The organism is Pseudomonas sp. MF09150, from assembly GCF_059862355.1.
Genome location: NZ_JCBCUS010000005.1, coordinates 133,823 through 154,714 on the forward strand (window position 1 = coordinate 133,823; position 20,892 = coordinate 154,714).

The following is a 20,892-nucleotide window of genomic DNA, read 5'->3' on the forward strand; positions in this document are numbered from 1 at the left end:
GAAGAATCGACACGAAAAGCACTCGGCAGGGTAAAAGTCGCGCAAGTTTATCAGAGCTATCTGCGCAAACCTGTACCGCCTTCCCAGCACTCCCCTATAATTCGCGCCACTGAACGCACAGCCCAGCGGCTGGTCGAAGCATCAGTCACTGCACCAGGAGAGTTTCATGTTGCGCTTTATCGTCCCCACCGTTGCCCTGCTGCTGGCCCTGCCCTTCAGTGCCCAGGCTGCGTCGTTGCAAGACTTCGAACTGAACAAAACGCTGCAGAAAGTGGCTGAAGAAAGCAATGTCGGTACCCCCCGGGAAGTTAACGAGAACATCCTGGACCAAGGCTACACGGTTGAAGGTAAAGAGCTGATCAACCACCTCAGCGTGCAAGCCGACCACGCGGCAAAAATGCGTGAGAACCCCAAAGCGGTGTATCTGCAATTGGGCGCCAGCGTTTGCCGTAACCCGAACTACCGCAAGTTGATGGCCAGGGGCGCGATCATGCGTTACGAATTCACCGAGAACCGCACCAACCGCCCAGTGGCCTCGGCGCGCTTCCAGGAATCCGACTGCCCCGCAGCCACCCCCGCCAAGAAAAAGTAATTACCCACTGACTGGCGCAGCTGCCGATCATCGATCCGCAGCTCGACCGGCAAGCCTGCATCTGACGTACACGGCGCTTCCATCCAGCAAGCGCCGCCGTCGATGCCCTTGATGCTCGATGGCATCGGCCCTCAAGCTGACGACGACCGAGCTCTCCTATCCCTCTCTGCGATCCCCCTCTGACGCTGACACCTGCATGTCTTGTTTGCGCGATAGGGTGCTTATCTGCTCATAGCGGGTTGGCGGCTCACATTGATCTGTCGCTGCATCACCTGGCAAACGCCAATATCCTGTTGCCAGGCAAGACTTTGTGGGCACATGATCGAGTCATTCAGAGCGTACTGCCGTTAACTGTCCCGGGCAGTTGGAGGAGCCCGATCACGTCTTGCCGTGCAACTGTTGTCTCAAACAAGGAAAAGCAGAATCGGTATTCATGACTGCTCGTCAGGCCACTCAGTGACGGCCACGACCAGTCAGAAGGCTCAGGCAAAAATCTGGGCGAATAGCGACACATGCCGTGTCGTGGCGCTGGTGAATACCTCGCCCGTGCCGAAGGTTCTGTGCAGAAGGAGAAGTTTTTAATGCCTTATGAACCGAGTGACCTACTCAGCCGTCATTTTCAAAACAAGGGTATCGACCTCACTAGCAAGGTCGAAGAGCAACTCAACCTGATTGCCCCCAACAGCCCGAATATCCCTCTTTATCGCGACATGATCCTGACCGTGCTACGCATGGCCCAGGATGACCTGAACCGCTGGAACGCCAAAATCACCTTGCAGGCCCTGCGCGAACTCGAGCATGCATTCCGCGTGCTGGAACAGTTCAAGGGGCGACGCAAAGTCACGGTATTCGGATCGGCACGCACGCCGATCGAACACCCGCTCTATGGCATGGCCCGGGAACTGGGGGCCGCCCTCGCCCGCTCCGACCTGATGGTAATCACCGGCGCCGGCGGCGGCATCATGGCGGCAGCCCATGAAGGTGCGGGCCTTGATCACAGCCTGGGGTTCAATATCACCCTGCCCTTCGAGCAGCACGCCAACTCAACGGTCGGCGGCACCCACAACCTGTTGTCGTTCCACTTCTTCTTCACGCGCAAGTTGTTCTTCGTCAAGGAAGCCGATGCACTGGTGCTATGCCCTGGCGGTTTTGGCACCCTGGATGAAGCCCTGGAAGTCCTGACCTTGATCCAGACCGGCAAAAGCCCGCTGGTGCCAGTGGTACTGCTGGATGTTCCCGGAGGCAGTTTCTGGCAAGGCGCGCTGGACTTTCTCCAGCAGCAACTGGAAGCCAATCATTACATCCTGCCCACCGACATGAAGCTGATGCGCCTGGTGCACAGCACCGAGGAGGCAGTGGCAGAAATCAACCAGTTCTACGCCAACTTCCACTCCAGCCGCTGGCTGAAGCATCAGTTTGTAATCCGCATGAACCACAAACTCAGCGATGAGGCACTGGAGCAGATGCAGGCCACCTTTGCCGATTTGTGCCTGAGTGATCACTTTCATCAGCATGCCTACAGCGGCGAAGAGCACGACGAACCCCAGTTCAGCCACCTGGCGCGCTTGGCATTCACCTTCAATGCTCGCAACAACGGTCGCCTGCGAGAACTGATCGACTTTATCAACCTGCCGGAAAACTGGGCCAATACTCAGGCCAAGACGCAACATCGAGTCAGGGAGCCGATCAAGGTCACTTGATCAGCACGTGGTGGCCCGAACCTTTCAGGGCAGGGCCACACTGTCAGTCATCTGATCGACCGCTGAACAAGCGGTTGATCAACTCCATCGAATACCCCCGATAACTCAAAAAGCGCCCCTGCTTGGCGCGCTCACGGGCATCGATCGGTAAATGGCCGGAAAACTTGCGGCGCCAGACATCCTGCAACTGTTCTTGCCAGTCGATACCCGACTCACGCAAGGCCAGTTCGATATCGCCGCGCTGCAAGCCACGCTGACTCAGCTCTTCGCGGATACGCAAAGGGCCGTAACCAGAACGAGCACGGTAGGAGACAAAACTTTCGAGGTAACGAGCTTCGGAGAGCAGGCCATCCTCGGTCAGACGGTCAAGTGCTTCTTCGATCATTTCGGGAGAGGCGCCGCGCTGACGCAGTTTACGCGTCAGCTCGACTCGACCATGCTCGCGTCGCGCGAGCAGGTCCATTGCAGTTCGCCGCACCGCGACGAGGGTATCGAGTACGGCGGTCATTGGCTCAATCAGCTATCAGCATCAGCCAGGTCAGCAACGCTTTCTTTGGCTGGCGAAGCTTTGACATCTGGAGCCGGGGTCAGCAGCTTGTCGCGAATCTGCTTCTCGAGGGCTGCCGCGATATCCGGATTGTCCTGCAGGAACTTGGCCGAGTTGGCCTTGCCCTGGCCGATCTTGTTGCCGTTGTAGGCATACCAGGCGCCGGACTTCTCAACGAAGCCATGCAGCACGCCAAGATCGATCATCTCGCCGTTGAGGTAGATGCCCTTGCCGTAGAGAATCTGGAACTCGGCCTGACGGAACGGCGAAGCCACCTTGTTCTTCACGACTTTGACGCGGGTTTCGCTACCAACGACTTCATCACCCTCTTTAACCGCGCCGGTGCGACGGATATCCAGACGAACCGAGGCATAGAACTTCAGCGCGTTACCACCGGTGGTGGTTTCCGGGCTGCCGAACATCACGCCGATTTTCATACGGATCTGGTTGATGAAGATAACCAGGCAGTTGGCGTTCTTGATGTTACCGGTGATTTTACGCAGCGCCTGGGACATCAGACGGGCTTGCAGGCCCACGTGCATGTCACCCATTTCGCCTTCGATTTCAGCCTTTGGTACCAGAGCGGCTACGGAGTCGACGATGATCACGTCAACAGCGTTGGAGCGCACCAGCATGTCGGTGATTTCCAGAGCCTGCTCGCCGGTATCCGGCTGGGATACCAGCAGGTCGTCGACGTTGACACCCAGCTTGCCGGCGTACTCAGGGTCCAGGGCGTGCTCGGCGTCGACGAATGCGCAGGTGGCGCCGGCTTTTTGAGCCTGGGCGATCACCGACAGCGTCAGCGTAGTTTTACCGGAAGATTCCGGACCGTAGATTTCAACGATACGGCCTTTTGGCAGACCGCCAATGCCGAGCGCGATGTCCAGACCCAGAGAGCCAGTGGAAATAGCCGGGATCGCCTGACGGTCCTGATCGCCCATACGCATTACGGCACCCTTGCCGAATTGACGTTCGATCTGACCCAGGGCCGCAGCCAAGGCTTTCTTCTTGTTGTCGTCCATTAAAGTCCTCACGTAATCAATAAGGCCTGACGGCCAACACCTGTATAAGTAGCCAGTATTATTCCACAGCGCTTGAGGATCGCCTACCCCTGATTTGAGATTTCTGCCGCGGCATGTTGCAGCAGCCCCTCTAGCGCGGCCTTCACCGTTTGTCGGCGGACCTCATCCCGGTTACCGGCGAAGTGCCGCAGCTCACTGACCAGCGTCTCTCCCGCGCCCCAGGCGAGCCAGACGGTGCCCACCGGCTTCTGTGGCGAGCCCCCGTCCGGCCCGGCCACCCCACTCACCGCCACGGCAAAATGGGCCAGGCTTTTATCCTGGGCGCCGCGCACCATGGCCTCGACCACCTCGCGACTGACCGCGCCCACCGAAGCGAAAAGCTCGGCAGGCACTTCCAACTGCTGGGTTTTCTGCCGATTGGAATAGGTGACATACCCGGCCTCGAACCAGGCCGAGCTACCGGGAATGCGAGTGATGGCTTCGGCAATTCCGCCGCCGGTGCAGGACTCGGCCGTCGTGACATGGGCATTGAGCACCTGCAGACGCCTGCCAAGTTCAGCGGCGAGTTGGGTGATTTCTTTCACGGAGGCTTCTCCTGATGGGGCGGGCAAGTGACTTACCGTACACCAGCAGGTTGCGCTTGCAAGACACAGTCTGGATCAAAATGTCAGTGAAGGATCGCCCTGACATACGCCTGGCATGCCTGCAGGGCAATCAGTCCGCGGTCTCCGGCGTCGGTGATGGCGATAATTCGTTGAGCATGCGCCGGGTCAAGTCGGGCTCGTGAGCCTGCATGAACCAGGCCGCCGCTGGTGGCGGAGGCAGGCACTGCGCAGCCGGCGCGTGGATCGTCGGCGTCGAGTAGGACTGACAAGCGCAAATCAGCAGTGGCAAGGCGATCGCGCAAGCGACCTTGATCACGTTGTGCATCGGTTAATGCTCGGTAATGAACTTGCTCGCTGGCCTGCAGCTGTTGCTCCAGCACCAAGCGTTTATCCTGCTCGGCGCGCTGTTGCGTAGCAGCCGACAGGGCCAATTGGTCCAGGGTTTCACTGTGCAATCGAGCCTGTTCTGCCAATTGCCCGGCGTAACGCCAGCCCTGAATACGCCAGGCCAGCGCCGCCGAGCCGCCGGCCACCACGGCCAACAGCACGACAACACCTAGCACCCGATAAGTCGCGAAGTTCAGACCGAGGGCTGGCATAACACCGCCCTCGCTCGAGCCCAGAGCTGCAAGCGATCCTGCAGCCCATTCAAGCCGCCATTGATGCGGCGGGTAATGCTGTTGAACTCGTCGCGATCGGCCAGGGCATTGAGCCCGCCCTGTTCCCAGAACCAGGCCGCCGACTCGGCGGCCCATTGCGGCTGCTCCAGCAGTTGCGGCAACTCCAGCAGGCGCTCATCACCGAACAGCGCCAGGCTGCAACGACGATAGTTGCTGCGCCCGGTGACCTGGATCAGTCCGCGCCCACGAAAACGCTGGCCATCGCCATCGGCTTCGGGGGTATTACCCAGCCGCGCCGCGAGAGTACCGGTGTCGTATTTGCTCAGGTATTGATCGCTGCCCAGTTCACGCACGTATTGCAGCTGCCCGGATTCATGACCGATCTGCGCAAGAAAGGCCGCCTGGCGCTTCGGCGTATCGATCTGCCGACGGGCCATGGCGGTGTTAAGTGGAGAAACAAAAACGCCCGCTTGGCGGCGGGCGTTGGGGAGGATTTGTTGCAGTTGTTGTTCGGTGATTGGCATGAGTGAGGTTCGAGTCTCGTAAAAAACGCCCCGTCAGTACGGGTCGCTTAGAGGTTTGGAGTTTCGTCGGGTGGGACCGGCCAATCAATCACCAGGGGAAAGCCATCCTGTTTATCGATCCGGTTGAGGGCGATACGGTATTGTTTCCAGAGTTTTAGAAGAGCCACTTCATCCGGCACGTCCTCACCCTCTTCGACCGCATCTTGTAACGGCCCCATCTTATTTGCGGCAACGGCCAGTAGCCGGTCGCGAGCTTCCCTTGCTAGCCTATCAAGCTCGTCAGCGGAAAGAGGGAGTGCGACGGGGTCAGGTGGTGTCTGCGGTGTATACCACTCGTCAGCACTAATATCCTCGACACCAGAAACAGCGCGCCAACCTTGACCATCATTTCGTACTGCATAGCTCATAGACTTTCCTCCCAGCCATGCACCTTAACGACGCAATCTGCCGTGTTCGATATAAAGTAAATATTGGCGCTTTCAAGCAAAAATCTGCTGGGAATGAGCGCATTAAAATAGGTCTGAGCCGCTTGACTCATAAAAGCAAAGCAATTGTTTTGGTCTAAAGCCGGAGAAGGCCCTACTCCAATTGCCAAGGATGGAACAGCTGAGCGAATCGACACACCAATGCTGAAAGCTGTGGGTGGCACAAAAGCGCCCACGGCAGCAGGAGTAGCAATAAACGACGTGCTACCTGACGCAATAACGGGATAAGTCAGTAGATTACTCGAAGCAGCAAGCTTGTACTGAACAGACTTTCCTGCTTGAACGAACGACAATGGAAACTTGTTAACCGTCGCATCGGTAAAGAAGGAGCCCACACGCATCGCAACATAACCCGCCGGCAGAACAGGCTCATATACAAAACGCAGAACCGTGTTCGCAGCTGTAGCGTTCGCAATCGTACTGACAGTAATCTGGCTTGCAGAATCCACCGATTTTATAAACACACCTGGCGGAAAGCTTGCACCACCAAGGCGCATCCCTGCGCGCATGGAAGCAGTGCTGGCAATGCCCGTAACCACTGAAGAACCAGCAGTAGTAGTACCCTGAATAACCGGCATCAGCGCAGCAATACCTGCCACTTGAGCGCCATTGGTCACAACCCATGAGCTATACCAACTTGAAGCCGCCAGTGAGCCAACATCAAGACCATTCAACCCCTGTGTTTGAAGGTTGATGTTCACATCTACGCCATTCAAGGCCTGCGCGGTGGCGCCACTTCCGACAATAAGGCCTGTAGCCTTGACGGAGATAATCGCATTGGTGCCAGTAGCGGAAACTACCAATCCTTTATGGACGCCAAAACCGGACAATGCTCGAAGCTTCTGCATCTCCAACACTAGCGCCGCTACATCGACCTGGCCCTGATTGATAGGGGCGTTCCAGGCCTTGATGCACCACATGACCGCTAGGTTGCGTGGACGGGTTTCTGAAGCGGTTCGCGGCGAACCATCGACGCCGTTATTAATTGCTTCTCGTACTCCGTTTGTTGTTGGATTTCCCGTTCCAAAACGAGCGAGGTAGTCACCTGTGGTTCCGCCAGTCGAATATGGTCTAGCTGTATCGGCTGCGCTAGCGTGGTAGTGCCCCTGAAATGCATCCGCCTGCCAACTGCCAATAGCCCGGCCAAGATCTACTCCACGCCCATGATCCCAACCACGCAAAAACTCCCCGCGCGACTCCGGCAACCGGAAGTTGCCCGCCCCTTCGCCACCGGTATTGAACGTAGTCCCCAAATACGCCGCCAGATCCGGCAATGCCGCAATGCTCTGCACACTGCCATCCACCTCCAGGAACCCCGCCGGCACCGTCCCTTTGGGAAAAGGCACCATGGCTCCCACCGGCAGCGCCGACATGTTCTTCAGCAGTGCCTCGATCTCTGCTTTGGTGTAGGTCACCGACTTGGTGTAAGCATCGGTAATCCCGTACGCCGCCAATGTCGTCCTGATCTTTTCCGGTGGAATGGAGTCTTTGACGATCGCCTTGATCGCCGCCAATAGCTGGTCATGCTCGGCCTCGACCGGCTCATCGCCGCCGGCACGAATCACGTTCAGCAACTCATCGGTCACCGCGTTGCCCCACTCGGAGGAAATCAATGATCCGACCTGGCCCGTGATCGGGTTCTCGTCGACAAACTTGCCATTCACCAGCCCTACGCTGGGCACACTCTTCGGGTAATCCATTCGTCTGTCCTTTGGTTATCATTGATATGCGCCGATCAAAGTTCGACGCAGTGCCATAAATCAGATAATTCGGGTTGCAGCGTTTTACTCGGCGACTGACGTCCGTACATTGCTAACTGACAGGATTCACTCCGCTATGTGTAGCGCGACGGGAGGCTTCAATTACCGAGCTTTCAACGATTGGGATAAGAGTTATAACCAGTATCAAATCGACACCGGCATACTTGGAACTTAACAACGATGCGGAAGAAAAAGATGGCAGGCTTAAGTCAAATCGATAAAGTTACTTGAGCTGGTCTGGGGACATTGGCCACTCCACATCCACTGGAAACTTCTCCTGCTTCTCGATTCGGTTAAGCGCAATCCGGTAACATTTCCACCTGAGCAAGCTTTCTACTTCTTCCTCAGTCGCATTTTCGGTGTCGACTGCATCTTGCAAGGGCCCCATGCGGTTGCCTGCAATAGCCAATAATTGGTCCCGCTGCGCCTTGATTTGTGCGCTAAGTTCTTCAACAGAAAATTGCGCTACGGATACATTCAACGGCTGCTTATCAGTGAAGATTTCATTGGTCATCAATTCACTGATGTTATCCACGGCACGCCATCCGACAGTGCCATCATTTCGAACGGCAAAACTCATACATCATCCTCCCAGCCATAACACATAAGTCCTGCGGTTCCCGCGCCGAAGTAATAGACCTTGGACTCTTCCAGCAAGAACTGCCCCTGGGTGTTGTGCTGGGTGCTTGTTGAACCAATGCTATTGAGTGGCGGACAGTTTGGCCCGCTGTAGCCGCCCGAATAATTTGCACTGGGTGCGGCAGATGAGTTGCTGTTGGTGGCCCCAAGCAATTGAAGCGCAATGCCAATGGCAGTGACCGAAACAAACGGAATAATACTGACCGGGACCAGGCTGGTGCCCGTCCCCATTGCTCCGGACGCCATCATCGGAAGGGCCGCCAGGTTGGAGCCGATGGCGACTTTGTAACGGAAATTCTTTCCCAACTGCACGAAGGACAACGGGAACTTGTTTGCAGATGCATCGGTAAAAAATGCATTCACCCGCACAGCCACATAATCAGCAGGCAAGACCGGCTCATACACAAAACGCAGCGTAGTGCTCGCACTGGTCGCGGTCGCAGGCATGCTGGCCGTAATCTGCCCCGCCGAATCCACGGACTTGATAAAAGCCCCCGGCGCAAAATTCACCCCGCCAAACGGCATGCCCGGGCGCATCGACGCAGTACTGGAAATACCGGTGACAATCGCTGAACCCGCCGTGGTGGAGCACGAGATAAGCGGCATCAGCGCTGCAATCCCCGCGACTCGGGTGCCGTTGGTGACAACCCAGGTGCTGTAGCAACTGGACGTTGCCAGCGCGCCTGTATCCAGGCCATCCAGTCCATTGGTCTGAAGATTGATACTCAAATCCACGCCGTTCAAGGCCTGAGCGGCACCGCCGCTGCCCACGATCAAACTGCGGGCCTTGACCGAGATCAGCGCGTTGGTTCCGCTAGCAGAAACGCAGAGCCCTTTGTAGGGGGCACCCGAGAGGTTCTTGAGCCTTTGCACCTCTGCCGCCAGCGTGGCGATATCAATATTTCCCTGATTGATCGGCGCGTTCCAGGCTTTGATGCACCACATAACCGCAATGTTTCGCGGACGGGTTTCCGAACCACCAGTAAAACCGGTTCGGACACCTGCAATTCCGCCCACGGCGTGGGGCGCTACAGCCCCACTAGTACCTAAGGAAGCAGGTGAGGAATACCGATCACTCGCATAAGTAAGGTGATCATGACTCTCAATTTGTCCGGTCTGGGTGCTAGCAATCGACCGACCAACATCCACCCCCCGCCCATGATCCCACCCCCGCAAAAACTCCCCACGCGACTCCGGCAAACGGAAATTACCCGCCCCTTCGCCCCCCGTGTTGAACGTCGTGCCCAGATACGCCGCCAGATCCGGCAACGCCGCAATGCTTTGTACACTGCCATCCACTTCAAGAAACCCCGGCGGCACGCTGCCCTTGGGGAACGGCACCATGGCGCCGACCGGCAAGGCCGACATGTTCTTGAGCAAGGCCTCGATCTCGGCCTTGGTGTAGGTCACCGACTTGGTGTAGGCGTCGGTGATCCCGTATTGCGCCAGCGTGGTTCTGATTTTTTCTGGTGGGATGGAGTCTTTGACGATGGTTTTGATCGCGGCCAGCAGTTGGTCGTGATCCGCCTCGGAGGGTTGCTCACCCCCTGCGCGAATCACGTTCAGCAACTCGTCGGTCACGGCATTGCCCCACTCGGAGGAAATCAGCGAACCGACCTGGCCGGTGACCGGGTTTTCATCAACAAACTTGCCATTCACCAGCCCTACGCTGGGTACACTTTTTGGAAAATCCACTCGTTTTCTAATCTCTAGTCATAGTTGATGTACACCTGCGTATGCGCCGGTGCACTGCGATGAATCAGGCATTCCAGGGCGCTGCCCGGGTTGGTGCCAAAACGTTCTCCCCAGTAGCTGGCGCCGAAGCGCCGGCCCAGCAGCAGTCGGCCGCCGGTGTTGAGGGTCCACATGAAATGCGCCTGCCAGGTGCCGAAGTGCGCGTCGCCAAAACGCGAGCGCCCCATGCGCGGGGTGCGCAGTTCAGTGACGCTGGCGTTGGGGTAGCCCTGGCTGCGGGCGATTTCGACGAAATAGCTGGCGCGCTGGCTGCCGACGGCCAACAAGCGGCGGCGCACCGCCAGGCGGCGGTCGTCGAACAGCGGGGTCAGGCCCAGGCAGGGGTCGGGCAGGTTCATGACCTTTTCCCAATCCGGCACCAGTTCGCTGACGCTCGCCGGGTCCATTTCGTTTTGCAGGTCGACGGCGCGGGCGTCGATGCGCGCCAGTTCCTGGGCCACGCCTTGCAGCACCTGCTGCAATTCCGGCAGGCGCTCCGGGTCCCAGGCCGGGCCGCTGGGCAGCAGGCTGCGCAGTTGGCCCTGGTATTGCGCGGCGCTTCTTATTCCAGCCATACACAACCTCCGAACACCAACAGTTGGTTGTTGGCCGCGGGCACATCCTGGGTGGGCGCCAGCAACCGGTGATCGCGCTCGCCGGTGGCACTGCTGATGGCCTCGCTGATGTGGGTCAGCAGCAGGCTTTCGCCAAGCCCGGCTTCGCGGCTGTGCAGGTCGCGCAATTCAGCCTCGACGGCGGCGCGCACGGCGCTGGTGTCGGGGGTCAGGCGTAGCCTGTAGGTCACGGGTTGCATCACCGGCGCCAGCACATAGAGCTCGGCGGTCACCGGGCGCAGCGGTTCGATGTAGGCCTGAACCTGCGCCAGTTGCTCGGCATTGGGGATGGGTTGCAGGTCGTCGTCGCGCATCACAAACAGGCCGACGGTGCCCGGGCCCAGGTAGTTGCGGCGGCACCAGGCACGGGTGATCCCGGCGCATTCCAGGGCCCAGGTCTCGTAGTCGTCAGCAGCGCCGCCATGGGGAATGATGCGGTACGACCGAATCACCCGAGCCCGCAGCGACTCAAGGCTTTCCTCGGCCACGCCGCCACTGACGCCCGGCGCCAGCACCGTGAAGCTGTTGCCGATGCCCTGGATCGGCTGCACCGGAATCAGGCTCAGGCCCTCTTCGGCATTACCAAGGGTGCCGGCGTCCACGGCCTGGATGCTGGTGCTGTTCAGGCCGGCGCTGGTGGTGCGCGCCGCGGTCACTTTGTAACTGCGGCCGTCACTGCTTTGCAGCAGGGTATCGACATCCAGCACGGCACCGGCCACCGCACTGAAGCTGACACTGCCACTGCCGGCCTGGGCCGCTTTGCGCGGCTGGTTCAGGCGCAGCGCGGCGATGCGTTCCAGGGTCGACTCATCGGCCTTGTCCGGCAGGATCTGCTCGGCGATCCAATCCAGGTAGCCATACAGGCCAAAGGCGGCGCCGCTGAGGGTGCGGGCCAGCACTTGCGCATCGGACTGGCGCAGCGCATCGCTGGCCAGGTCGCTTTGGGTGCGCTTGATCAGCACCGGCAGCGAAGGCGTTTCAAACGGCATAGGTCACCTGCCAACTGTGAGTGGGGTTGATGTCCAGGCGCTCGCCATCGGCCAGGGTCAGCACCGTGCGCAGGTTCAGGCGCTGGGCGTCGAGGCGTTCGCTGATGATGTCGATGGCGCTGCAATGGCCGTCGTCGATCAGCCATTGCAGGGCTTCGCGGGCATAGAATTCAGCGTCGAGCTGGGTCTGCCGGGTCAGCTTGACCCGCCGTAGCAACCACAGGCGCGAGCCGATACGGTCGTCGGCGACACTGGGAAAGCTGTCGCCCCACCAGCCGAAACGCTCGTCGTCATCGAGGGCGTCGTCATCGGCGGCGCGGCGCCAGGTAAACAGGCTGATCAGCACCGACCGGGTCAGCGCGGCTTTCAGGTTCAGAGAGGTCAACATACTCAGCCCCCCACCGGCATGCCGGTCTGCCCCGGGCCCGGCTGCACACCAGAATGCACGTGCTGGATCTGGCTGATGCCGCCTGCGATCTGGTCGCCCTGGGAGACGATCTGGCCGCTCTGGGTCAGGGTCGGCGTATCGATGTTCACCGCACTGCTGGCGCGGATGTTCAGGGTCGCGGTGTCGATGTCGATGATCCGCCCGCGCTTGAAGTGGATCTTGTCGCCCTCGTCGGTGTAGATCGCCACCTCGCCCTCGGCCAGGGCCTTGAGCCGGTAGCGACGATCGGCGACCACCAGCACCACGGCATGGGAACGGTCGCCGCCGAGAAAGGTGGCGATGCCTTCAGCCCCGGCCAGGGGGTTGCTGGTAAAGCCGTAGGGTTCGAAATGCTCCATGTCATCGCTCACCTCACCGGCGGTCAGGCGCATTTGCAGCGATTGCAGTTTATTGGCCGAGTTGGCGAGCACGACGGTGCCGCGCGCCAACAGGCGTGTCAGTAGGCTCATGGTGGAATCCTTTGCAGCAGGTCGCCGCGGGTGAGAAGCCGATGGGCTGGCCATGGATGCTGAGCAGAACCGATGGAGCGCCAATGCCGGCAAGCGGCGTCTATAGCGCTCAATCGGGCCCGGAGTCAGCGTTTGGTCGGCACCGGGTTGGCGTCGAAGGTAGGGGGCGGCGCCACTTGCAGGGTGGTGATGGAGCCGCGCTCGGACAGCGAGTAAGTGACCTTGGAGATCAGCATCTCCTGATCGAAGCCCAGCACCTTGTCGATCACCCGTACCAGGCAGTTGTGACGCCACAGGTCGCCATTGGCCTGACGCCAACCTTGCACGCTGTAGGTGGTGGTCAGCGCCTTGCCCTGGCGGGTGGCGCTTTCCCAGTCGGCCCGTTGCTGGGCCAGCTCCGGGGTCAGTTGCGCCGCCTCGCTGATCACCGTGACCCGCTTGCGGGTGGTCTGCGCATCGCTCGCCACACCGGACACTTCACTGACCGCGCTGCCGCTTTTCTGGTCGCTGCCCTTGTGCTGGCCGATCACCCGGTACTCGGAAAACACCGCGGAGAAATCCATCGCTGCATTCGCCGACAGGATGTTCTTGCCCAGCTCCAGCACATCACTGGCGCGCCCGCCGCTGCCCGGTGCCGCCAACAGCAACGCGCCCTCGACATCGTCGGTGGAGAACACCCGGTACAGGGTCAGCAAGCGGTCGATGGAAGCGAACACCGTTTCCCCCGGGACGATGCTGTGGGTGTGCAACTTGCTGGTGGTGGGGATTTCGCTGCGCACGGTCACCCCATAAGGCTGGGCCAGGGCGCGAACAATGTTCAGCAGGTCCTGCTCGCGCCATTGGCTGGGGCGATTGATGGCAGCGCAATCCACTAGGTCCTGGGTCAGCGAACTGCCTTGGATACTCAGGCTGATTTGCTTGCCGTCGTAACTGACGGGCGCCTTGTACACGTGCCCGGTGAGCACCAAGTCCCAGCCGATACGCACCTGGCAGCGCGCGCCGGGCTTGATCCGCACCTGCTGGTCCTGCCCCGGCCACTGCCAGGTGATGTTCATGCTGAAGGTGCGAAACTGACGCTCCAGATCGGCAACGATTTCCACGTTTTTCCAGCCGCTGTAATCCAGGCCGTCAACGGTCAGGGTCACGGTATTCTGCAGTTCGGTCATGGCTTACTCCCGGGCGACTTTAAGGTCTTTGGCCGGCAGGAACCCGGGGTGCGCCGCGCCATTGCGCTGGATCACTTCGCCGACCCGCGTCGCATCGGCAAAACGCTGATAGGCCAGGACCAGCGCCGGTTGGCTCTGCGTGGGCGACAAGGTAATCAGGCGCACCCCGGAGGACGCCACCGCGGTCAGGTGGCCGAACAACTGCTGGCGCAGTGCGTTGAGCACTTCGTAGTGCCGGGCATCGGCCTTCAGCGCCGCGCCCCAGATCACCTCATTTAGGGCATCGCGCAGGGTCAGCACATCGTCGGCCACCGGCACCTCAAGACGCTGCACCGGTTGTACCGCCTGCTGCCCGACGGCCGGCGTGGAGTTGAGCTTGACCACCGGCGTCGCCACCGGCATCTGCGCCACCTTGTAGCCCAGCTTCACCAGCAGTGCGTCCTGCACCAGGTTGGCCATGGCCTGGGCTGCTGCCGTGGTGTCCTTGCCAGTGGTGAGTTTGGGCGTATCGATCTGCTTCGCCGCCTCGACCTGCTGCGACGCATTAGCCAGAATTCCGCGATAGCCCTCCCGGGCGAAATCCTTGAGCTCGCGGATATCCCCCAGCAGGCCTTCGAACTCGGCGCTGACTTCACGCGGCAGTTCCTTGATCGAACGCACTAGCAGGCTGAGGTCACGGTAGGTGTCGAGCACTTGTTTGAACTCATGCTCGATCACTTGATAGACGTCCTTGAGGCTGTCGCGCAGCTCCTTGACCCCTATCCGCACCGCCTTGATCAGGCTGACCGCTTCTTCAAAACGGCTCACCGCCGAACCCAGCAGGCTGTCGGAGGCCACCAGCAACTGCTGCTGGGTGTTGACCGCTGCCGAGGGAAAGCGCAGCGGCTGATCCGGGTAAAACTTCAGGCTGAAGGTCACCAGTCCGCCGTCCTGGCGGGTCTGGGTCATCTCGCACTCGCCGACCTTGACCTGCATCCTCCCCAGCCACGGGTGCACCAGCTCACCGGCGCCCTCTTCCAGGGCCTTGAGCAGTTTGTCGCGCTGCTCCAGGCAATCGGCGCCGACGATAAACGCCGTCAGGTCATGGATCTTCGCCTGCTGCCCCAAGCCCTCGAAAAACGGCTGGTCGCGTTGTGGGTATTCGTGCAGCTGGCCCTTTTGGCCGACCGGGGTTTTAGCCTGATCCACCCAAAACGCCACGCCACGAAACGACGCCGGCAATAAACGATCACGCCAGGAATCAGACATTGGAACCTCCCAGGGAAAGCGAGCGATAGCCGACGGTGGAGGCCACGGTCAGGCCTGGCTGGTTGGTTTGGGCTTGGTCGACGCGTAGGCCGGCAGGGGCGTTGGCGAAGCTCACCATCAAGCCGCCTTCGAGTTGAGTACGGTTATTGGCGGCGGTTTGCTGGATCAGCGCACTGGAGTTTTGCGTCAGCGCGCCGCCCTGCATTGAAGCCAGCCCGCTGCCCGCGGCATTGATGGTTCTTTGTGCCTCGGTGAGGCCTTCAACCTTGCCGGTGACATTGGCGATCACCCCGGCGAACCCGCCCTCAAACAGCTCTTTGATCGGTGCGATCACGTCCTGGAGTCGTTGCCACAACCCCACGAACCACTCGGTGATCGGCTCCCAGTTATTGATCACCATCCCCAGGGGCGACCAGTCGAACAGCGTGCCGAAGAACGCCTTGACGGCCTCGGCCGGCGGTTGCAACGCAGCCCAGATCGAACTGAAGTAATCGCCGATGGCGCCCCAGTTGTTGATGACCATCCCCAGAGGAGAAAAATCGAACAACAGGCCGAAGAAGTCCTTGATGACTTGAGCCGCCGATTGCAGGCCCGCCCAGATCGAACTGAAGAAACCGCCAATAGCCCCCCAGTTGTTGATGATCATCCCCAGCGGAGAAAAATCGAACAACAGACCGAAGAAGGTCTTGATCACTTGGGCAGCCGGTTGCAACGCTACCCAGATCGAGGCAAAAAACCCGGTGATCGCCCCCCAGTTGTTAATGATCATGCCCATCGGCGACCAATCGAACAGGCCCTTGAGAAACCCCATGACCGGCACTGTCAACGCCTTGAGCAGATCCCAGATCGCCGAAAACAAGCCGGTCAGCCCGCTCCAGTTATCCATGACCAACCCCAACGGCGACCAGGAAAACACCGCCTTCAGGAAATCGACAACCGAGCCCGCCAGCGCTTTGATCCCGTCCCACAGACTGGAAAAAAACGCCGTGATCGAGCCCCAGTTGTTAATCACCATGCCCAGCGGAGTCCAGCTGAACATTGTGCTCAGCACATCCATCGCCGTCGCCGCGGCGCTTTTGACGCCCTCCCAGAGGCTGACAAAAAAGCCTGAAATCGGAGTCCAGTTGGCCACGATCAAACCGGCGGCCAGGGCGATGCCCATGGCGATCAACATCACCGGGGAGGCACTGAGCACTGTGCTCATCAGGCCAAACACCTGAGTCGCCCCGGTGACCGCCGTCTGCATCGCCGAGAAAGCAATGGCGCCAGCAGCCAACCCTTCAACCAGCGCCGGGTTGTCGTTGAGCAGGCTGCCCACGCTGTTAAGCATGGGCTCCAGGCCCACCACCAGTGCACCTACGGCCGGCAACAATGCCGCATCGATGGCGGCTGAAACCTTGCCCATCGACTGGCTGAACACATTCATGTTTTGCGCAGCGCCCGGCATATCGGTACCGCTGGCCGAATCGCCGACCTCGGCCAACTTGCCCTTGAATGCATCGCAGGCCTTGATCCCATCCACGAACGGCGTCATCAGGCTGCCGCCCTTGAACAGACCGCTGATATCCAGCTTGCCCAGCCCCGTCTGCTCAAGGTTCTTCTTGAACGTGTCGACCTTGCCCTGAAGAGAAGCGAGTTTGGGGGACAGCTCATCGATGCCGCTGAGCAGCACCGATTTCTTTTCTACGGTTTGTGTGTCTGCCATCACTGCACCTGCTGCATCGCATTGATCCGTTGCGCGTGCTCCAGGGATTCCCGGAGCACATCCAGTGGCCTGGCCAGCATCTGTTCGGGGTCTACCTTCCAGAACCAGGCCAGGTCATAGGCGACAGCGATCAGGTCGGCGATGGCTGCGATGCCGCACTCATGAAAAAACTCGCCACCGCCCAGCTCAAGGCATTGAGGTCGGCCAGGTCCAGTTGGTTGACCGAGGACGGCGGAATGCCGGCGCAGACCGCGATGTATTTGGCCGCGACGTCCATGTCCAGGCTGACTTCCTCGCCCTTGTCGATCTTGTACGGCAGCGCCTTGATCGTGCGCACTTCCTGCACCGTCGGCCGGCGCAGGGTCAGTTCCAGCAACGGCTCGCCGTGAGCTTCGATCGGCACTTGCAGCTTTACCAGGCTGCTCATTGCCAGGTCCCCTTCTGCCCTTCGAAGCTCAGCTCGATGGTGGCGTCATCGCCCTTGGCCACCGGTTCGTCCACCAGGTAGGCACCGGCCAGCACGTAGACCTTGCCGTTGGCGAACTCGCAGGTGACGGTCATGTCGGAACCGGCAATCAGCTGCTTGAGCGGGAAGTCCGGGGTGTGCAGCGCGGTGACTTTGAACGACGGGGTGAGGTCGGTTTCCTTGTAGAAACCCGGGACCACGGTTTCCCGCTTGACGGCCATCAGCGGTGCTTCGCAGCCGCCGTTGATGGTCAGTTGCGCGCCGTCCACTTTGACGTAGCAGGTGCCTGCAATCAGTTGACCCATGATATTTCTCCGAAAAAATAAGCCCGCTCGAGGCGGGCTGAAAAAACGCTATGCAACAGGCCCGATTCAGGCCGCCGCGTCGTACTGCAGGCGGAACTGGTTGAGCAGCGCGAACACCCGCAGGCCATTGATGTAGTCCGGCGGGAACAGCACGTTGACCCGGCTCGGGTCCTGCACGTCGCGCTCGACGATCAGGTGCTCGGCGAACAGCTCGGCGTTCTCCACGTGGCCTTCCATTTCCAGCTTGGCGTACTGGGCAATCAATTCGCCGCGGATGGTGCTCGGGGTCACGATCGGTTGTCCGGCGCCAAAGCGGGTGCCATCGGAAGCCAGCTTGTGTCGCCCGTATTTGCTGGTGATCACGCTTTGCAGGCGACGCACGATAAACGCCGACTGGTGCATGGTTTCGCTGTCCAGGTAGGAGTTGTCGGCCTGGCCGTAGGCGTTTTTCTGGTAGGTGGTGATCGAACGCTGGATCCGCACGTAACCGCCTTCGTAATAGGCGGTGGCGATGCCGTAGTTGAGCAGCGACTGACGCTCGGTCAGGGTGAAACGCTCGCTGGCCGGTGCCGGATCGACACCCGGCAGGCTGCCACTTTGAGTCGGACGGCTGGCGTCGGCAGAGATAAACACCGAGGTCCGCGCAGCCAGGGCGGCGGCTTGCACCCACACCGGTTGCGGCACACCGGCTTCCAGGGCCTGGATGGTCATGTGCTGGTCATTACGCGCCTGGCCCGCTGCTACCAGCGTGCCGACGGTGCCGCGCTTGGCGCTGTAGACATGGCCGAACAGTTGCTTGGCCCAGGACCAGCGACCGGTGCTGTCATCCATGACCGCTTGCCAGGCGTTGAGGGTCGAGGTGTCGGTCCAGGGCATGCAGATAAATTCGAAAGGCTCGTCGCCCAACGCCGCCAATGCCGCGACCTGATCCGGCACACCGGTGCCGCCGGCCATCTTGCCCAGGGTCAGCGACAGGCCGGCCGGGGTTTCCTCGCCATTGCTCTTGCCCAGGCGATTGAGTTGCAGGCTGATGTCATTGCCCGTGTCGCCGGTCCACTTCGCGCTCAGGGTGACGGTGCCATCAACGGCAGCCGCTGTGACCGGCAGATCGACCGCGGCGTTGATCTTCAGCGCCAGCGCCGCGGCGGCCTGAGTGGCTGTGGCGCCGGTGACGATCGAGGCCTGCACCCGCACACCGCCGACATACAGATTGAGCAAGCCGCTCTGGGTCGCCGCGCCGGTGAGCTTCAGCTCGGCCTTGGCCATGCTGCCCTCGGTGCTGTGCAGCGGCAGGCACCAGATCTCGCCGACCGGGTCGGTCTTGCGCCAGGTTTCGTACATGGCGGCGAGCATCGAGCCAGTGCCGCCGATGCTTTTCGCCAGGGCCACACTGGATACCAACACCAGGCTGCCGACTTCGGTGCTGGTGGCGTTGTCGTTGACCTGGGCCACGATCAGGCGGCGCATGGACGACGAAGCACTATTGGCTGCCGAATTGTCCATCTCGGCGTAGAACAGCGGTACACGAATGTCCGCAGGGATATTACTGAAACCGATCGCCATTATTTGGCTCCTTGTGATTTCGCCGCTTTCACGGCTTTGCTGGTGATATCGCCATCGGCCAGACGTCGACGCCACCAGGCGTTGTCCGGTACTTCGCGGCCGGTGACAGGCAACAGATCGCCCGCTTCCGGGTCCGGCACCGCGCGGCCAGCGGCCGGCAGCACAGTGATGCGTTTAGTCATGGGGTTACGTCTCCTGAAAAAGTCAGCTCCAGACGCCCGTCGGGCCCCGGACGTTGCAGATTGGGGTCGGCCGGATCGATGGCATCGACCCGCACCGTGACCCCGGTAAAAGACGGCAAGCCGTCGAGTTCACGTTCATGCCAGGTTTCCGCCGGCTGGCTGGGCAGGTTGCGACCCAGCTGGAACTCGGCGAAAAAGCGCAGGCGGTAGAGCAAGCGGGTGGCACTGAGCGACACCAACTCGCCGCCGTCGTATTCGATGGGGTTGTAGTCGAGGCCAGGTTTGAAACCGACCAGGGCCCGCCAGACTTCGGCGCGCAGGTCGTGCATCAGATCCAGCGCTTTTGTCGCGTCGGTTGCGTCAAGCACCAGGAGCACTTCGAAGCGGTCGCGGATGGTTTGGCGGTTAGCGTTCTGCGCCGCACTGCGACTCGCCACATCGGTCAGGGGCGCGATATAGGCCGCAGGGAGCTGCAGCGAGGGATCGGTCTCCTGGGAAGGCAGGTCGATGCCGACAGCGATGCGGTTGGTGAGGTTGGGGCAGTGAGTGCGGAGCTGGGTGGAGATGGGGGTGATTTTCATGGGGTCACCGGGCAATAAAAAGCCCGCTGGGGGCGGGCTTAAAGAAGAGTCCGAATCATCGGAGGCCCGCATCCTTGCAGGCTGGGGTCGAGGTTATCGCCCCTTAGTTGCCACTCCGCTGGGCTTTATTTTGTTCTCACTCACTTGGTATGAACTGTATTCGGGCGAACCGAATCGTTGTGTCGATTAATTGGTGATCAACATATCGATAGTGCTGGTATCGCATGAAAAATTAGCTTTCTTATCAAGGACAAAATAGAGGGTGGACGATTTGGTGACGGGCACTTTAGTTGCCGAAAAGACAGTGCCTTTACCTCTGGCCAAACTGCCGGATTGAATAACGGTGCCATCCACATTCAGTGACCAGGCGACACCATCACCACAGGTGTCATGGACATGGTTGACACGCCCCAAAACATTAACCTCCCCAACGATTGGGCTGCTCCAGCGGATGATGGTCTGGCTATTCTCGCCAGGGTGAAAAGCAACGCTCCCCGGCGTGAGAGAAAAGGTGCCGTTTCCTGTAAACGTATAAGGCTTGAAATGGACTGACACATGAGCCCTTGAAGCCGGATCCTGCCAGCATGTAACAGGGTTTCCATTACAGTCATCCGCCTTGAAGAAAGGTAGCAACGTATAATTTTCAGGATTATTCGTCCCCGACGCGTTCTGCATAAATGCCCAGGGCGAGTTTGGTGCAGGATTACTCTTAATAAAGACAACATCCCGCGCCAAGTTCCAAGACATGGCATCCGCCCAGGTATTCAGGGATGTACCCATCAACGAAAACAGACTCAAGAGCAATACAGCTTTAATCTTTTTCATACTATCTCCGATAGTGTTTTTGCGAGCTTACGTGCTCATTTTCAAAGCGGCTTGCGCAGAAAAACTGCCGCAACTCCTTACAACGAGCGATCAACCAATCGCCCCTAACGCTTCATCACTGAC

24 protein-coding genes are annotated in these 20,892 nt (G+C 59.8%); 2 read left to right on the plus strand and 22 right to left on the minus strand.

Features of this window, described 5'->3' with window-relative positions:
- Window positions 1-166: 166 nt before the first annotated feature.
- Window positions 167-592 (plus strand): PA3611 family quorum-sensing-regulated virulence factor, encoded by a 426-nt coding sequence (locus AC19YX_RS19530; protein WP_020296550.1) that lies wholly within the window; start codon window positions 167-169, stop codon window positions 590-592.
- Between the two features lie 581 nt (window positions 593-1,173).
- Window positions 1,174-2,292: an LOG family protein gene (locus AC19YX_RS19535; protein ID WP_078470115.1), complete on the plus strand. Its 1,119-nt coding sequence runs from the start codon at window positions 1,174-1,176 to the stop codon at window positions 2,290-2,292.
- 43 nt (window positions 2,293-2,335) lie between these two features.
- On the opposite strand, the gene recX is transcribed toward AC19YX_RS19535, so the two are convergent.
- From recX to AC19YX_RS19645, 22 genes are all read right to left on the minus strand, one after another.
- Window positions 2,336-2,800, minus strand: a complete 465-nt coding sequence (gene recX / locus AC19YX_RS19540; RefSeq protein ID WP_078470114.1) for a recombination regulator RecX — start codon at window positions 2,798-2,800, stop codon at window positions 2,336-2,338.
- Between the two features lie 8 nt (window positions 2,801-2,808).
- Entirely contained in the window at window positions 2,809-3,861 is a 1,053-nt protein-coding gene (gene recA / locus AC19YX_RS19545) for a recombinase RecA (RefSeq protein WP_020296553.1), read from the minus strand.
- Window positions 3,862-3,944: 83 nt separating this feature from the next.
- Window positions 3,945-4,445 (minus strand): nicotinamide-nucleotide amidohydrolase family protein, encoded by a 501-nt coding sequence (locus AC19YX_RS19550; RefSeq protein WP_201129691.1) that lies wholly within the window; start codon window positions 4,443-4,445, stop codon window positions 3,945-3,947.
- 83 nt (window positions 4,446-4,528) lie between these two features.
- On the minus strand, window positions 4,529-5,065 hold the full coding sequence (locus AC19YX_RS19555) for a lysis system spanin subunit (RefSeq protein ID WP_500606806.1): 537 nt from the start codon (window positions 5,063-5,065) through the stop codon (window positions 4,529-4,531).
- Window positions 5,047-5,610, minus strand: coding sequence for a glycoside hydrolase family 19 protein (locus tag AC19YX_RS19560; protein ID WP_421547932.1), 564 nt, complete (start codon window positions 5,608-5,610; stop codon window positions 5,047-5,049). Before AC19YX_RS19560 ends, AC19YX_RS19555 begins: the two co-directional genes overlap by 19 nt.
- A 47-nt stretch (window positions 5,611-5,657) precedes the next feature.
- Entirely contained in the window at window positions 5,658-6,017 is a 360-nt protein-coding gene (locus tag AC19YX_RS19565) for a tail fiber assembly protein (RefSeq protein WP_500606807.1), read from the minus strand.
- Complete coding sequence (locus tag AC19YX_RS19570) at window positions 6,014-7,795, minus strand: phage tail protein (RefSeq protein WP_500606808.1); 1,782 nt, start codon at window positions 7,793-7,795, stop codon at window positions 6,014-6,016. The genes AC19YX_RS19565 and AC19YX_RS19570 overlap by 4 nt, the downstream gene beginning before the upstream one ends.
- Window positions 7,796-8,078: 283 nt before the next feature.
- On the minus strand, window positions 8,079-8,435 hold the full coding sequence (locus tag AC19YX_RS19575) for a tail fiber assembly protein (RefSeq protein ID WP_500606809.1): 357 nt from the start codon (window positions 8,433-8,435) through the stop codon (window positions 8,079-8,081).
- Window positions 8,432-10,189: a phage tail protein gene (locus AC19YX_RS19580; RefSeq protein ID WP_500606810.1), complete on the minus strand. Its 1,758-nt coding sequence runs from the start codon at window positions 10,187-10,189 to the stop codon at window positions 8,432-8,434. The genes AC19YX_RS19575 and AC19YX_RS19580 overlap by 4 nt, the downstream gene beginning before the upstream one ends.
- Before the next feature lie 14 nt (window positions 10,190-10,203).
- Window positions 10,204-10,803: a YmfQ family protein gene (locus AC19YX_RS19585; RefSeq protein ID WP_201129680.1), complete on the minus strand. Its 600-nt coding sequence runs from the start codon at window positions 10,801-10,803 to the stop codon at window positions 10,204-10,206.
- A complete protein-coding gene (locus AC19YX_RS19590; RefSeq protein ID WP_500606811.1) occupies window positions 10,791-11,831 on the minus strand; it encodes a baseplate J/gp47 family protein in 1,041 nt (346 codons plus the stop codon). The genes AC19YX_RS19585 and AC19YX_RS19590 overlap by 13 nt, the downstream gene beginning before the upstream one ends.
- Window positions 11,821-12,219: a phage GP46 family protein gene (locus tag AC19YX_RS19595; protein WP_020296564.1), complete on the minus strand. Its 399-nt coding sequence runs from the start codon at window positions 12,217-12,219 to the stop codon at window positions 11,821-11,823. Before AC19YX_RS19595 ends, AC19YX_RS19590 begins: the two co-directional genes overlap by 11 nt.
- A gap of 2 nt (window positions 12,220-12,221) precedes the next feature.
- Window positions 12,222-12,728 carry a phage baseplate assembly protein V gene (locus AC19YX_RS19600; protein WP_078470107.1) on the minus strand — a complete coding sequence of 169 codons (507 nt, stop codon included), beginning with the start codon at window positions 12,726-12,728 and terminating at the stop codon, window positions 12,222-12,224.
- Window positions 12,729-12,853: 125 nt separating this feature from the next.
- On the minus strand, window positions 12,854-13,894 hold the full coding sequence (locus AC19YX_RS19605; RefSeq protein ID WP_500606812.1) for a phage baseplate assembly protein: 1,041 nt from the start codon (window positions 13,892-13,894) through the stop codon (window positions 12,854-12,856).
- Between the two features lie 3 nt (window positions 13,895-13,897).
- Complete coding sequence (locus AC19YX_RS19610) at window positions 13,898-15,142, minus strand: DNA circularization protein (protein ID WP_500606813.1); 1,245 nt, start codon at window positions 15,140-15,142, stop codon at window positions 13,898-13,900.
- On the minus strand, window positions 15,135-16,847 hold the full coding sequence (locus AC19YX_RS19615; RefSeq protein WP_500606814.1) for a phage tail tape measure protein: 1,713 nt from the start codon (window positions 16,845-16,847) through the stop codon (window positions 15,135-15,137). Before AC19YX_RS19615 ends, AC19YX_RS19610 begins: the two co-directional genes overlap by 8 nt.
- A 130-nt stretch (window positions 16,848-16,977) precedes the next feature.
- A complete protein-coding gene (locus AC19YX_RS19620) occupies window positions 16,978-17,274 on the minus strand; it encodes a phage tail assembly protein (protein WP_078470103.1) in 297 nt (98 codons plus the stop codon).
- The gene (locus AC19YX_RS19625; RefSeq protein ID WP_020296570.1) at window positions 17,271-17,618 is read right to left on the minus strand and encodes a phage tail tube protein; all 348 of its coding nucleotides are present in this window, start codon (window positions 17,616-17,618) and stop codon (window positions 17,271-17,273) included. The genes AC19YX_RS19620 and AC19YX_RS19625 overlap by 4 nt, the downstream gene beginning before the upstream one ends.
- A 66-nt stretch (window positions 17,619-17,684) precedes the next feature.
- Complete coding sequence (locus AC19YX_RS19630; protein WP_078470102.1) at window positions 17,685-19,181, minus strand: phage tail sheath subtilisin-like domain-containing protein; 1,497 nt, start codon at window positions 19,179-19,181, stop codon at window positions 17,685-17,687.
- Window positions 19,181-19,363, minus strand: a complete 183-nt coding sequence (locus AC19YX_RS19635) for a DUF2635 domain-containing protein (protein WP_078470101.1) — start codon at window positions 19,361-19,363, stop codon at window positions 19,181-19,183. Before AC19YX_RS19635 ends, AC19YX_RS19630 begins: the two co-directional genes overlap by 1 nt.
- Window positions 19,360-19,944, minus strand: a complete 585-nt coding sequence (locus AC19YX_RS19640) for a phage tail terminator protein (protein ID WP_500606815.1) — start codon at window positions 19,942-19,944, stop codon at window positions 19,360-19,362. The genes AC19YX_RS19635 and AC19YX_RS19640 overlap by 4 nt, the downstream gene beginning before the upstream one ends.
- 186 nt (window positions 19,945-20,130) lie before the next feature.
- Window positions 20,131-20,769 carry a hypothetical protein gene (locus AC19YX_RS19645; protein ID WP_500606816.1) on the minus strand — a complete coding sequence of 213 codons (639 nt, stop codon included), beginning with the start codon at window positions 20,767-20,769 and terminating at the stop codon, window positions 20,131-20,133.
- Window positions 20,770-20,892 lie beyond the last annotated feature (123 nt).

Coding starts and splice junctions, on each gene's coding strand:
- AC19YX_RS19530 (WP_020296550.1), top strand. CDS start 167: ATGTTGCGCTTTATCGTCCCCACCGTTGCCCTGCTGCTGGCCCTGCCC.
- AC19YX_RS19585 (WP_201129680.1), bottom strand. CDS start 10,803: ATGGCTGGAATAAGAAGCGCCGCGCAATACCAGGGCCAACTGCGCAGC.
- AC19YX_RS19590 (WP_500606811.1), bottom strand. CDS start 11,831: ATGCCGTTTGAAACGCCTTCGCTGCCGGTGCTGATCAAGCGCACCCAA.
- AC19YX_RS19570 (WP_500606808.1), bottom strand. CDS start 7,795: ATGGATTACCCGAAGAGTGTGCCCAGCGTAGGGCTGGTGAATGGCAAG.
- AC19YX_RS19645 (WP_500606816.1), bottom strand. CDS start 20,769: ATGAAAAAGATTAAAGCTGTATTGCTCTTGAGTCTGTTTTCGTTGATG.
- AC19YX_RS19610 (WP_500606813.1), bottom strand. CDS start 15,142: ATGTCTGATTCCTGGCGTGATCGTTTATTGCCGGCGTCGTTTCGTGGC.
- AC19YX_RS19620 (WP_078470103.1), bottom strand. CDS start 17,274: ATGAGCAGCCTGGTAAAGCTGCAAGTGCCGATCGAAGCTCACGGCGAG.
- AC19YX_RS19605 (WP_500606812.1), bottom strand. CDS start 13,894: ATGACCGAACTGCAGAATACCGTGACCCTGACCGTTGACGGCCTGGAT.
- recX (WP_078470114.1), bottom strand. CDS start 2,800: ATGACCGCCGTACTCGATACCCTCGTCGCGGTGCGGCGAACTGCAATG.
- AC19YX_RS19595 (WP_020296564.1), bottom strand. CDS start 12,219: ATGTTGACCTCTCTGAACCTGAAAGCCGCGCTGACCCGGTCGGTGCTG.
- AC19YX_RS19600 (WP_078470107.1), bottom strand. CDS start 12,728: ATGAGCCTACTGACACGCCTGTTGGCGCGCGGCACCGTCGTGCTCGCC.
- AC19YX_RS19575 (WP_500606809.1), bottom strand. CDS start 8,435: ATGAGTTTTGCCGTTCGAAATGATGGCACTGTCGGATGGCGTGCCGTG.
- AC19YX_RS19535 (WP_078470115.1), top strand. CDS start 1,174: ATGCCTTATGAACCGAGTGACCTACTCAGCCGTCATTTTCAAAACAAG.
- AC19YX_RS19555 (WP_500606806.1), bottom strand. CDS start 5,065: ATGCCAGCCCTCGGTCTGAACTTCGCGACTTATCGGGTGCTAGGTGTT.
- AC19YX_RS19615 (WP_500606814.1), bottom strand. CDS start 16,847: ATGGCAGACACACAAACCGTAGAAAAGAAATCGGTGCTGCTCAGCGGC.
- AC19YX_RS19635 (WP_078470101.1), bottom strand. CDS start 19,363: ATGACTAAACGCATCACTGTGCTGCCGGCCGCTGGCCGCGCGGTGCCG.
- AC19YX_RS19560 (WP_421547932.1), bottom strand. CDS start 5,610: ATGCCAATCACCGAACAACAACTGCAACAAATCCTCCCCAACGCCCGC.
- AC19YX_RS19640 (WP_500606815.1), bottom strand. CDS start 19,944: ATGAAAATCACCCCCATCTCCACCCAGCTCCGCACTCACTGCCCCAAC.
- recA (WP_020296553.1), bottom strand. CDS start 3,861: ATGGACGACAACAAGAAGAAAGCCTTGGCTGCGGCCCTGGGTCAGATC.
- AC19YX_RS19630 (WP_078470102.1), bottom strand. CDS start 19,181: ATGGCGATCGGTTTCAGTAATATCCCTGCGGACATTCGTGTACCGCTG.
- AC19YX_RS19625 (WP_020296570.1), bottom strand. CDS start 17,618: ATGGGTCAACTGATTGCAGGCACCTGCTACGTCAAAGTGGACGGCGCG.
- AC19YX_RS19565 (WP_500606807.1), bottom strand. CDS start 6,017: ATGAGCTATGCAGTACGAAATGATGGTCAAGGTTGGCGCGCTGTTTCT.